The 13826-nt window shown below is 27.1% G+C and carries 10 protein-coding genes and 1 pseudogene; 3 read left to right on the forward strand and 8 right to left on the reverse strand.

What is annotated here, in order from left to right:
* Positions 1–133: 133 nt before the first annotated feature.
* The 4 genes from Q0Y03_RS05630 to Q0Y03_RS05645 form a co-directional block, all read right to left on the reverse strand.
* Positions 134–361, reverse strand: coding sequence for a hypothetical protein (locus Q0Y03_RS05630; RefSeq protein ID WP_297712866.1), 228 nt, complete (start codon positions 359–361; stop codon positions 134–136).
* A gap of 201 nt (positions 362–562) precedes the next feature.
* Positions 563–1651: an ethanolamine utilization protein EutH gene (gene eutH / locus Q0Y03_RS05635; RefSeq protein ID WP_297712867.1), complete on the reverse strand. Its 1089-nt coding sequence runs from the start codon at positions 1649–1651 to the stop codon at positions 563–565.
* Positions 1652–1817: 166 nt separating this feature from the next.
* Positions 1818–5690, reverse strand: a complete 3873-nt coding sequence (locus tag Q0Y03_RS05640) for a beta-N-acetylglucosaminidase domain-containing protein (protein ID WP_297712868.1) — start codon at positions 5688–5690, stop codon at positions 1818–1820.
* 266 nt (positions 5691–5956) lie between these two features.
* Complete coding sequence (locus tag Q0Y03_RS05645) at positions 5957–6844, reverse strand: AraC family transcriptional regulator (RefSeq protein WP_297712869.1); 888 nt, start codon at positions 6842–6844, stop codon at positions 5957–5959.
* 107 nt (positions 6845–6951) lie between these two features.
* Between Q0Y03_RS05645 and Q0Y03_RS05650 the strand changes: the two genes are divergently transcribed.
* Complete coding sequence (locus Q0Y03_RS05650; protein WP_297712870.1) at positions 6952–8136, forward strand: MFS transporter; 1185 nt, start codon at positions 6952–6954, stop codon at positions 8134–8136.
* Positions 8137–8284: 148 nt separating this feature from the next.
* Here the strand turns inward: Q0Y03_RS05650 and Q0Y03_RS05655 are convergent, their stop codons facing one another.
* On the reverse strand, positions 8285–8794 hold the full coding sequence (locus Q0Y03_RS05655; protein ID WP_297712871.1) for a ferritin: 510 nt from the start codon (positions 8792–8794) through the stop codon (positions 8285–8287).
* Between the two features lie 260 nt (positions 8795–9054).
* Between Q0Y03_RS05655 and Q0Y03_RS05660 the strand changes: the two genes are divergently transcribed.
* Positions 9055–9813: an ABC transporter ATP-binding protein gene (locus Q0Y03_RS05660; protein ID WP_297712946.1), complete on the forward strand. Its 759-nt coding sequence runs from the start codon at positions 9055–9057 to the stop codon at positions 9811–9813.
* 4 nt (positions 9814–9817) lie between these two features.
* The gene (locus Q0Y03_RS05665) at positions 9818–11467 is read left to right on the forward strand and encodes an ABC transporter permease (RefSeq protein ID WP_297712872.1); all 1650 of its coding nucleotides are present in this window, start codon (positions 9818–9820) and stop codon (positions 11465–11467) included.
* A 151-nt stretch (positions 11468–11618) separates the two neighbouring features.
* On the opposite strand, the gene Q0Y03_RS05670 is transcribed toward Q0Y03_RS05665, so the two are convergent.
* From Q0Y03_RS05670 to Q0Y03_RS05680, 3 genes and pseudogenes are all read right to left on the reverse strand, one after another.
* Positions 11619–11813, reverse strand: coding sequence for a hypothetical protein (locus Q0Y03_RS05670; protein ID WP_297712873.1), 195 nt, complete (start codon positions 11811–11813; stop codon positions 11619–11621).
* A gap of 231 nt (positions 11814–12044) precedes the next feature.
* On the reverse strand, positions 12045–13334 hold the full coding sequence (gene uraA, locus Q0Y03_RS05675; RefSeq protein ID WP_297712874.1) for a uracil permease: 1290 nt from the start codon (positions 13332–13334) through the stop codon (positions 12045–12047).
* A 116-nt stretch (positions 13335–13450) separates the two neighbouring features.
* Positions 13451–13804, reverse strand: a pseudogene (locus Q0Y03_RS05680) (ROK family protein); the annotation flags it as partial.
* Positions 13805–13826 lie beyond the last annotated feature (22 nt).

The following is a 13826-nucleotide window of genomic DNA, read 5'->3' on the forward strand; positions in this document are numbered from 1 at the left end:
ACGTGATTCTGTGTTATTATTTGGGTAGTCCATAGTGATTATCCTCCGTGTTGGTTTTGTTTGGCAATTAAATCATAACACAGATAATCCACTATGGATTTTTTTATTAGTTCAATTTCATTTTACAACAAGTCTATTTTTTATTATCTAAAAAACTAAATATATTCTCCTCAAAAATTACCATAATTAAGTTTAATACAAAAGCTATTGCAATTCCTATAATAAATGGTGAAATTATTCCAATTATATTTGTGGCACCAGAAATAAGATTTTTAAAATTAAAAATTGTATAAGCTAAAATTATTACATATGTAACTATTCCCCAATATTCCTTAAACTTATCTCCTAAAAAGTTTTTCAAATTTTAATTCCCCTCTCTTACTATAATATCTTTTCATAATTTTAATTAATGGATATTATACACTATTTCTTATGTTAATTAAACAACTTATTTCATTATTATATATAAAGAAAAAGAAATCTTAGTTTAAAAAATAAACAACTAAGATTTCTTCTATAAATATGTTAAATGTAATTTTACTTTAGATACTTAATTATATTTCTATACATTTTTATTTTGCTCACTACTTCTTGTAAAAATTAATGCTATTACAATTGCGAATAATCCAGCAAATAACTTACTTAATATAACTGGAATTATCATTTTTGTTTCAACACCAGCTGTAAATCCCAAATGAGCTCCTAAAGTTGATGTGGCTGAAACTAGCCATGCTACATTTATTATCTTTCCTTTATTATTCATATCTTTTAACATTTTAAAAACAGGGATACTATTGGCTAATGAAAAAATTATACCTGCAACGCTTGTAGAATCTAATCCTATATATTTCCCTAATTTTCTAAGTGGCTTGTCTAATATATTGATTATTAGTGTTAACATAGGAAATGTTCCTAATAAAACTATTCCAATATTTATTACTACATTCATTCCTTCATTAATAGGTGCCATTCCTTTTATTAATGCTACTCCAGTTAAGCTCTCAAAAGCAGAAGCCGCTAAACCTATTGTGCTAATCCACATAATAAATTTTCCAAAATATAATACACCCTTTATCATTGCATATTGGAAAAATTTCAATCCTAAAATTAGTATTAAGGAAATTAAAATAATAGGGATAATATTTATTAAAAGTACCTTTATATTTATTTTCATTATTAATCCACCAATAATTGAACCTAAAGGTATAGTTGATAATCCTATTAATAATCCCTTTGCAAAAAACTCTTTATCTTTTTCTTCTATTAATCCCAATGCAACAGGAATTGAAAATACTATAGTACATCCCAACATAGATGCAACTATTAACCCAGAAAATAAAGCAATTTCTTTATTTTCACCTAATGATAAAGCTAGCTGATACCCCCCCATATCATTGGCCAAAATTGAAGCAAACATTGCTGGATCTGCCCCTAAAAATTTATAAAAAGGTATTATTATTGGACCTAAAAAATTAGATATTACTGGTGATAAACTAACTATACCAACCATACTAAGAGCTAAAGGTCCCATTGAGTTGAGCCCCTCCTCAAATTTTTCTCCTAATCCAAATTTATTTTTAAGTAATCTGTCAATAGCTCCAATAAGTATTCCTATTGCCATTAACCATATTATAATTTTGTCAAATGTCATATCTTAACTCGTCTCCCACTACCTATTTTATATTCCTTAAAATTATACCATGTAATTTATGTTTTTTGTTCTATAATAATTAATTTCTATGTATATAATATAATTTAAAAAAGAAAAACTTAGAAAATACTATAAAAATATTTCCTAAGTCTTTCTTTTTTAAATATTATTTTTTCTTCTTTTTAAAAGCAAATGCTCCACCAACTAAAGATGTAACACCTAAAAGTAAAGCTGCTACTCCAGCTACATTTCCTGTTTGAGGAAGTTTGCCTGGTTTATTTTCTGGTTTATTTTCTGGTTTTTGCTCAGGTTTAACTTCAGGTTTTTCTCCTGGAGTAACCCCTGGATTTTCTTCTGGTTTAGTTTCTTCACTATACTCTACATATGACTTGATAGCATTTTCTAATTGCCTATTTAATTTAAATAAATCTTCTCTATTTGCACCATCTATTAATGCATTTTCAACTTCAGAAGTAGCTGTTTTTAATGCATTTATAACTTCTTCTGATTTACCATCAGTTTTTGTTAATAATTCTTTTGCTTGCGCTAAATTAGATTTTGCAAATTCCTTAATAGCTTCTAATGTAAAGTTTTCTGTTACTATTTCATATATTTCTGGTGTTCCTGAACCATCTTGGAATTCTAATGTTATAGAAACAATCTCTTCAGGCTTTTCCATAGCAAATACATTGTAACCTTTATCTAATGTACCAACTTCTAGTCTTCTGTCATCAGAAGTTCTTGCAATAACTTTTGCATTAGAAATTGTACTTTCATTTTGGAATATTTCAATGTTATTTATTAATGCACCATCAAATATATTATAAACTACTCTATCTCCACTCTTAACTTCAGCTCTTGGGATATAAGAAGTTTGAATATTTTCATCCATTAAATTATCTAATCTATGACTGTCACTTACTGGTTTAACAGTTGATTCAAAAATAACCTCTGCCTCTGGAGAATTCACTGAGAAATCAGACATTCTAACCCATGAATCTGTTCCAGCAGTTGCAGTAACTCTTACATATTGTGCATTAAAATCTAAATCAAACATTCTAAATTGTTCTGATATATTTCCATTGTAAATTTCAGTCCAAGTTTCTCCATCTAAAGAATATTCAACTTTACCTTCTCTTATTCTATCCCCACCAAATTTTTTATCTCCAATGAATTGAATATTTCTTACATTAGTAACTTTTCCAAGATTTAAAGTGAAATAATCTCCTGTCTTTAAAGCACCTGATGAAATAAAGCTTGAGTCTACATCTCCATCAACAATTGCATTTAAATCTTTGTAGTTTCCACTACCATTTCTATTTGTTGTAACTGATTCTTCACCTTTTCCTTCAATTACTAAATCCATTGTAAAGTTCTTAGTAGACTTTTCTTCAGTAGCAACAAATCTAACTTGTTTAACAACTTGTGGTTTTTCTAGAGATAAAGTAGTTTCTCCATTTACTTCACCTAATACAAACCAATCCATTCCATTAATTGTATATTCAACATTTCCTTTAACATTGCTATTAACATTTATTGATGTTATATATTTATATTCTGGAAGTTCTAGACCTATATTGTCTCCTGATTTTAAAGTAACTTTTTCTTTAGCAACTACTGAATTAACTTCATTTCTTCCAACAACACTCTTATTATATTCAAAGCTACCTTCTACATTAGTTCTAATTCCACTTACAGTATTTTTATTCACCATAAATTCTCTAACGTATACTTGGTTTTCTTGATCTTCTGTTGCTACATATTTAATATATCTAGCACTTTCATTTAAATCTCCAACAAATAATTCTCTAAATGAATTATTTTCTAATACAGTCTTCCATTCCACTCCATCTACTGAAATTTGAACATTACCTTTCATAACTGCATTATCATGAGAAGTTCTTCCCATTAACATATAAATATTATTTAATTTTTCAACTCTTCCTAAATCTACAACTATTTCATCTCCAGCTTTAACATTATTAGCTGATCTATATGCTGTATCTAGCTTACCATCAAACATATTTGAAACTTCATATGGAGATTTTCCATTGTACCATTCTTCAAACTTTAATGATGAAAGATTTTCAGATACACTTCCTAAATAGTTATAAGTTTTAATTTGATCTTTTAATACACCTTCAAAATACATAGCGTCAGTCTTTGCATTTGCTTGTTTAACAAAATCATCTAAAACCTTATCTGATATAATTGCCTTTGATTCATTTAAAATATCTATTTGCCCTGACAGTTGAGTTTTTAAATCCCACCATAATTTATTATCACCATTTAACATTGCTATAACCATGTCAGCTGCAGTAGTTGCTGCATCTGCATAATTAGTAAGCTTTTGTAATTGTGGTGCAACTTCATCTAACATAGCTTTATGCAATTTTGCTTGAGTATCTGCTACTGCTGATTTTATTACCCCAAAATTTTCTTTTAAATTTTCTAATTCTGCTGCTGGAATTTGTCTATTATCAACCCTCTTCCAGAATTCATCCATTACAGCTCTCATTTCTGGTGCATCATCTCTACCAGTATCAAGTTTTGTACTATGATCTGCAAACACCTTAAAGCTTTCTTTTAATTCTTCTCCAACTACATCTGCAATTGCATTATCCCATGCCTTATCATAATTATAAGCTTCTGTATTCCATGCATAATCAGCTCCTGTATGAATACTTATTTTTGATGCTTCAGCAAATTCCATTGGATTTATTATAAATCCACCAATTTTAGTAGCTAAATCATTACCAAGATTATATATTGGTCCTAAAGCTAATTTATCAACTTTATAATCAGTAACAGGGTAGTTCCACCATAAAAGCATCTTTCTTCCATAAAGGCTATTTACTTTTTCCGCATCTTCTAAAGTTACACTCTCAGGAATAACATGTTCCCCTGTCCACATAACTTCAATATCTTTATCTAAGTTTTTAGAAAACCCTTCTGTATATGGCTTTACTTCTGAACCATTAAACATTGATGTTCCCCAGTATTGTGTTGGAACTGTTATTAAAGGTTTAACTCCTTCTTTTGTTTTAACAAATTCTGCATTAAATCTATTCATTATTGCAGCTTGTCCAGCCCCATCATCTGTAAATATATCATCCCAAAGAATAGCAAAGCTTCTAACACCCATATCATATAATGATTCACACTTATCAACAAGTGCTTTATAATCAGCTTCTGAATTTATATCTATATCTTTACCTGGAGAAATTGCAAATACAAAATCAACTTTATTTTCATTTGCTGTATTTATAAGTTCTTGCATTCTTGCCATTTCTTCTTGTGGATATGGATCTCTCCATTGATCTCTATGATATGGATCATCCTTTGGAGCATATATATACATATTTAATTTATTTTCACCATAAAATTTAAATTGATCTAATCTATCTTGATGTGTCCATGGTGTTCCATAAAATCCTTCAACGACTGCTCTAACATGTTGTGTTGGGTAATCATTTACATAAACTTCTGGAACAACATTTCTATCACTTTCTTCTATTAATAATTGTTTTAAAGTTTTTACTCCATAATAAGTACCAACTTCATCTGTTCCTTCAATGGCAATTGTCATTTTTCCATCTTCATTTTGATTAGATGCAAGTACATATCCTTCTTTAACTTCTATTTCTTCTGCACCTGATTTACCAATGCTCTTAAAAAAGTCATTCATCTCTTGAATATTATCATCATCTTCCCCAATTATTATTGTAGTTGCATTTTCATCAAAATCATTATTAACTTCTATACCTAATTCTTTTAATGCTTGTACTAATTCTCTTATAGCATCTTTATCAGCTTGATTTTGTCCAACTATATTTACTTTTTCAGTAAGAATAAATCCTTCCCCTGATCCTTCAATATTATGTGGTGTAGGACTTACAGTAGGAATATTAACTTGTAATTTTACTAATTCTTTATTATCATTAACAACCTCTGCAAAAGTAGCGGTTGGTAAAGTAGTAAATATAAATGATGTTGTAACTACTTTAGCTAAAATTGAATTTAATTTTGTTCTTTTCATTATTTATCCCTCTTTCTTAATAATTAAATTGTTATTTTTTGGAATTTAAGATGCAAAAAAGCCATAACAAAAACTATGCAAAATAGCATATTTTTGTTATGGCTAATGCCCAAAATTTCATTTGGTTACATGCCCTTTTTTATAGTACAATTAAATTATATCATGTAAACGTTTCTTTGTAAATACATTTTTCTTCTTTTTTCTACATAACTACTAAATAAACTTGTAACCCATTATTTCCCTTAGGACCATTATATCCGATATCACTATTTTTCTCTATATTGAGACGGTGTACAGCCATATATATTACGAAATGTTTTTGCAAAATAACTCATATCTTGAAAACCACAAATTATACCAACATCTACTATTTTCATATCTGTATTTGTTAATAATTCAGCAGCTTTTTTAATACGAAAAGATTTCAAGTATTGTATAGGTGTGGTTCCAATATTTCTATGAAAACAACGAAGGCATTCACTTACACTTAAAGATGCACTTTCCGCAACTTCATTAATAGTAATATTATCTGAATAGTGTTCATCAATATATTGAAGCATATTTTTCATGCGATGACTGTCTCTTAACTTCTTTGTTGAGGTATTTGATTCTATACACTCTAAATTTTTAGACATAAGATAAATTATTTTTGATAAAACATTACGAACTTCAAATTCATACCCTTCTTCTTCATTCATACAAAGAAACCATGCTTCATCTATACTGCACAATAAATCTTTTTGCCATTGTATTGAATTATTTAAAAACAAACCTTTAAAAGAAATATTCTTTAAAATTGGATTTAAGTATTTCCTCCAAAATATGCTATCAGTATTACCTCCAACTAAACGAGGATGAAATACAATAGAATGAAATATACAAGTAGTACTTTCATAAATACAGCCACCATGAAGAACTCCTGTGTTAATAAAAAATCCATCACCTTTATTTACAATATATTTTTCACCAGCTACAGTAATAATGGCACTACCTTCTGAAACAACAATCAACTCTAACTCTTCATGCCAATGCCAATCAACAGATTCTCTTCGTAAATCATCATGGTAACATGCTATAGGAAAGCTAGTAACTCCATGTTCAATTAATTCAAGACCTGTTTTATCTATTTTTGATATACATTTTGATAACGCCATAACTACTCCTTTTTGAAGATATTATCATATAAATATGATTATTTTGTTTTAACATTTTTATTTTTTTGATGATATAATCTTATCAGCATATAAAGGGGGAAAGCAATATGTTTAATTTATTATTAGCAGTTATATATTTATCTTTTATTAGTTTAGGACTGCCAGATTCATTATTAGGTTCTGTTTGGCCTACAATCTATCAAGAATTTAATGTACCTGTATCTTATGCAGGTGCAATTTTTATGATTATTTCTGCTGGTACAATTTTTTCCAGTTTACAAAGTGATCGTCTTACAAAATTATTAGGGACAGGTAAAGTTACAGCTTTTAGTGTTCTGATGACAGCTGTAGCTTTGTTTGGCTTTTCTATAAGTCATTCTTATTGGATGTTAGTATTGTGGGCAATCCCTTATGGTCTTGGTGCAGGTAGTGTTGATGCTTCCTTAAATAATTATGTAGCACTACATTATAAGAGTCATCATATGAGTTGGCTTCATTGTATGTGGGGTGTTGGTGCCAGTTTAGGTCCATATATTATGAGTTTTGCATTAGTTAATGGACAAACTTGGAATATGGGATATCGTTATATATCTCTAATTCAAGTTGCTCTAACCATCATAATTATGTTAAGTTTACCTCTTTGGAAAAAAAGTCCTATTATGAGAGATATGCAAGAAGCTGAAAATGAAAAAAATAAAGCACTTACTTTAAAAGAAATATTTAATATTCCTGGAGCTAAACAAGTAATGCTTATGTTTTTCTGTTATTGTGCATTAGAACAAACAACAGGCTTATGGGCTAGTAGCTACTTAGTATTACAACACGGATTTGATTTAGACATAGCAGCAAGTTATGGAAGTCTATTTTTTATAGGAATTACAGTAGGACGAGCTATTAGTGGATTTATTACAATGAAGCTAAGTGATAAACAAATGATTTATTTAGGTCAAGGTATAATTTTAATTGGTATTATACTTATGTGTTTACCTCTTGGTCATCAAGTTGCTTTAATAGGCTTAATTACTATTGGTCTTGGTTGTGCTCCAATATACCCATGCATTATTCATTCTACACCAAGCAACTTTGGAGCAGATAAATCACAAGCAGTTATAGGGGTACAAATGGCAAGTGCATATGTTGGAAATTTATTAATGCCACCACTATTTGGTATTATTGCAAATCATATAAGTGTAAGAGTCTTTCCAATATATTTACTATTAATTTTAATAGTTATGGTGATAATGCATATTAAATTAAATGCAAGTATATCAAAAAACACCTTAATAAATTAAAAATTGTAATTGAAGGAAAGCAAATTAAAATAACAATATAATTTAATAAAAAAATATCTTAATTAAAAAGTGCTAGATATATTAAAATATAAATATCTAGCACCTTTTATCTAATTATTATCTTATCGCATTTAATATAATACAAGAACTATACAGTTTGTGACGATACATATTGTCTTTTTTGCAGTTCATCATCAAGTAAATACACTGCTGCCTGATTATCTCCAACTCTTCTTACTTTTTTAAGTAAAGCATTAAAATTATTTTCTTCTTCTACTTGCTCATCAATAAACCATTTAAGTAAACTAATTGTAGAATGTTCTCTTTCTTCATAAGCTATATCTGTTAATAAATATATTTTCTTTGTAACTAATTGCTCATGCTCATATCCTTTTTGGAATACATCAATAATTCCATCATATTCTATTTGTGGCTTATTTACTTGTTCTAATTCAATTGATCCATTTTTTTGATATACATAATCATATAATTTCATAGCATGATCTAATTCTTCTTTAGCTTGAACTCTAAAGAAATTAGAAAATCCACTTAAATCAATAGATTCACAATATCCAGCCATTGCAAGATATGTATAAGAAGAATAAAATTCAAAGTTAACTTGTTCATTAAGGGCTTTTAATAATTTTTCACTAAGCATTTCCTTAACTCCTCTCTATTAATATATAACTATATAATATATTAAATATTATGTTAATAGCAATAACTTGTTATAAAATTCAACAAAAAATCCCACTAATTAATATTTCTACTTATTTAAAATAATTTTACAAGTAAATTAAGTTTATTTTGCTAAATTAATTTATTAAACAATATGATTTTTATACTAATAATGGTAAAATATAAATAAATAGTAATTTGTTGAGGTGAGTTGTGTTGAATGAAAATTATATCTTAGAAATGATAAATTTAAAGAAAAATTATGGTAATAAAGAAGTTCTTAAAGGTATAAACATTAAGGTAAAAAAAGGCGAAGTTATTGGATACATAGGCGCAAACGGTGCTGGTAAAAGTACTACAGTAAAAATTATATTAGGTCTAATTGAAGATTATGAAGGTGATATAATATTATTTGGTGAAAATATAAAAAATGGAGATGGAGAGTATAAAAAAAGAATAGGATATGTACCTGAAATTGCAGATCTTTATGAAAGCTTAACAGCTATGGAATATTTAAGTTTTATTGGTAAATTATATGGATTAGAGGTAAATATTCTTGAAAAAAGAGCAAAATCACTTATGGATTTATTGGGAATATCACAATGTATTAATACAAGAATATCAGCCTGCTCCAAAGGTATGAAACAAAAAATACTACTTATATCTAGCTTAATTCATAATCCAGATATTCTATTTTTGGATGAGCCCTTAAGTGGATTAGATGCAAATACAGTTATGATAGTTAAAGAGCTTATGTCATCTCTTGCAGCACAAGGGAAAACTATCTTTTACTCATCTCATATCATGGATGTCGTTGAAAAATTAAGTAATAGAATTGTACTTCTTAATAATGGAAATATAGTTGCAGATGGTACTTTTGAAGAGCTACAAAAAAGTAGCACTGAGGGAACTTTAGAGGAAATATTTAATCAATTAACAGGATTTAATAACCATAAAGAAATTGCTAATGAAATTACATCCTTAATTAGTGAGGTATAGTTTTATGAAAGAAAATATATTTTTAAAAATATTAGATAAAATAAAATCATTATATATATCTATGGGTGTAGATTATGAAAAAATGAGGTTAATTTTAAAATATAAATTAACTATGGATAGTAGAAGAACTTCAACTTTAACAACTGGAAATATTAATGAGGAAAAAGAAAAAAACTACTTTATTATCTCTTTGATTATATATGCTTTCATGGGATTATTTATTGGAATAATAACTTTTATACCAATAAATAAAATGTATATATATACAATGATTTTTGCTTTGTTTATGTTTTTAGTATTAACTGTCTTTATTGCAGACTTTTCTACTGTATTACTTGATGTAAGAGATAGCAATTTAATTAAAATTACTGGAGTTAATAATAAAACATTAAATGCCGCAAAAATAACACATATTGTATATTATGTATTTTTGATTTCAATGGCTTTAGGATGGCTTGCTATAATAGGTGCTTTCCTTAATGGAATAGCCATAGGAATATTAGTCTTATTAGATATTATAATAATTGATATATTTATGATAGTTATTACAGCCTTAGTATATTATTTTATACTTAAATATTTTAATGGAGAAAAGGTAAAAGACATTATAAATTTTGTACAAATAATATTAACATCAACTATGGTTATAGGATATCAAATTATTCCACGAATATTTGAATTTACTGATTTAAATATTTCATACAAAGAAAAACTTTGGAACTTATTAGTTCCTCCAATGTGGTTTGCAGCACCAATATATGCTTTAGATCAAGGTCAGTTAACAACTATATCATTATTATTAGTAGTTTTTTCAATAGTTATACCATTAATTGCAATAATAACTTATATAAAGAAGAGTAAGCAATTTGAAAATTATTTATCAAAGCTAAATGCTAATGATGGAAAAGAAAATAAAAAGAAAAAAGGATTACTATATAAACTAGGATATGTGTTTTGTAAAAGTAATGAAGAAAAAGCCATTTATAGTTTTGGTAGATCACTTATAAAAAATGAAAGAGATTTTAAATTAAAATTATATCCAAATTTAGGATTTTCGCTTATTTTGCCTTTCTTATTTATGTTCATATTTAATAATAATCATAATATAGGAAGTTTCTCAGAGTGGAAAAATAATATGGCAAATTCAAATTCTTATTTATATATTTACTTTTTTATTTTAATGTTTGGTAATACACTATCTGTTCTTCAATTTTCCAGTAATTATAAAGCTGCATGGTTATATATAATTACACCTATTAAAAATAAATCCATAATATATAAAGGATGTTATAAGGCTGTTTTTATAAATTTATTATTACCAATATTTATAATTCAATCAATAGCTTTTATATTGTTATTTGGTTTAAAAGTAATACCACATTTAATAGTTATACTTGCTTTTGCAACCTTAGTTATTCCAATACAACACTTTATTAGTAATTTTAAATTACCATTTAGTGTGAAAGCAAATGTAGTAGATTCATCACAAAATCTCATTGTTTTATTTATATCATTTTGTATAGTTGGTCTGGGTGCATTAGTACATTTTTTATTAAGTAAAAATATCTTTGCAATATTAATATATATCTTAATTTTAATTATATTGAATTTAGTTATTTGGAATAAGGCTATAGTAGTTAAAAATAAAATGTAATTTAACTATATGAAAATATAGGTGAAGTTTCTTTCTTAGTGAAGCTTCGCTTTTTATATTTAATCTAATGTAATTATTTGTTTAGTATTAATTTTATTTTTATATTAATATTCATTTACGAGTATATTATTTAAAAGTGCTATTTTTATATTCAACTAACTCCCTTAAGTTTACCACTTTGAAAAAAACTCATATTATAAATGATATGCATAACTAGCCCTGAAAAAGATAAAGCAATTACATCATATGATTTTTTCTTTTCTTCTAAAGCACTTTTTATTTTTTCTTTAATAATCTCACTAAATGAATTTTTACTAGGGTTACATTCAATTATTATAGCCTTCATAATTTTCATCCTTTCGTATAATTTTTTATTTCTTATCTATTTATTCTTAGCTATTATACTCAGAATTATTACTATCCTCTTTGTTAATTTAAATAAAAGATAAATTTTCTTGCTTAAAATCAAAAAATAAAAAAGAGATAAAATTTAACATTATCATACCTATTAAAATTAGGTATACATAATTTTAGTTAAATTCTATCTCTTAATTTTATATTTCCTAAATATAACTATTTAAGCTTCTTCATTCATAATTCCAAGTTTATCAAATATTATAAATGCTAAATTTATAATAATTCCAACTACAGTTGCTAATCCCATTCCCTTTAACTCTACAACACCTATACTTAATTTTATACCACTTAATCCTACCATAAATATAACTGATGTAAGTATTAAATTTCTTGATTTTGAAAAGTCTACTTTTGATTCTATAAAAGTTCTAAGCCCTGATGTTGCAATAGTTCCAAATAATAATAAGCTAACACCACCTATTACAGGAGTTGGTATTGTATTTATTATAGCTGAAAGCTTACCTGAAAACCCTAATATTATTGAAATTATTCCTGCACCACATATTACATATACGCTATATACTTTTGTTAGTGCCATAACTCCTATATTTTCTCCATAAGTAGTTGTTGGTACTGAACCAAACATACCAGAAATCATCGTTGATAATCCATCTCCTAAAAGAGATCTATGAAGTCCTGGATTTTTTGATAAATCTCTACCTACTATACTACTAGTAACCTTTAAATGTCCTATATGTTCTGCTATTACTACAAATGTTGCTGGAAGTATAGTTAATATAGCTGTAATATCAAACTTAGCTATTTTTATTTGTGGCACTGTAAAAAATGATGCATTTCCTATAGCTCCAAAATCAACAAGTCCCATAAAGCAACCTGTTATATATCCAACAACAACTCCTATTAAAATAGGTATTACTTTTAAAAATCCTCTTAATAATACACTGCTTAATATAACTGATATAAGAGTAACCATTGATACTATAACCCAAGTTTTATTAAGCTCTGGTGAATTTGACCCTCCAACAGGGAAACCTGCCATATCAGCTGCTGTAGTTGCAAGCTCTAAACCTATAATAGTAACTATTGCACCCATTGCTGCTGGTGGAAATAACTTATTAATCCAGTCTGTTCCTGTATAACCTACAATAACTGCTACTATTGAAAAAACAAGTCCTGAAGCTACAAATCCTCCCTGTACAGTTTGAAAACTATGCCCTTCACTAAATAATAAAAATGTTGGAGTTAGAAAAGCAAAACTTGATCCCAAATATGCTGGTATACTTTTCTTTGTAATAAATGCGTAAAGCAAAGTACCTATTCCGTTAAAAAATAATACTGTTGTTGGATCAATGTTAAATAAAATTGGAACCAAAACAGATGAGCCAAACATTGCAAATAAATGTTGTATACTTAATGGAATTGCTTTCTTTATTGGCACCTTCTCATTAACATCTACCATTAATACTTGATTTTCTGATATTTTTTTCATATTGTCATTCTCCTTCTTAGTTTCTCTGAACTAAATTTAAAGTATTTTTATACAATATATCATCTTTTATACCAAAATACAACATTTTTTCTCTTATTTTATAATAAATAAGTTAATTATATTCTCATTGCAATATTAGCTATTCCTAATATCCCAGCATTATTACCTATTCTTGCCCCTTCAAATTTAACATTTCTATAATTAGGCATTATAAACTTATCAATATTTCCTTTAATATATTCTATTATATATTCTTGTTCCATAATTCCTCCACCTAATACCATAAGTGATGGATTAAATATATGAATTAAATTTGCTAAACCAACTATTATTTCAAATATCCATTGATTAACTATATTTTTAACTTTTTCATTATCATTAATAAGGCTAAAAATTAATCTACCGTCTACTTCTGTTAACCCTAATTCTTTTTTTACTTTTTCAACTAGTGCTGTCGTAGATGCATAAGCTTCATAACATCCATTTTACATT

This window comes from Clostridium sp. (assembly GCF_026168755.1).
In the GTDB taxonomy this organism is placed as follows: Bacteria; Bacillota; Clostridia; order Clostridiales; family Clostridiaceae; genus Clostridium.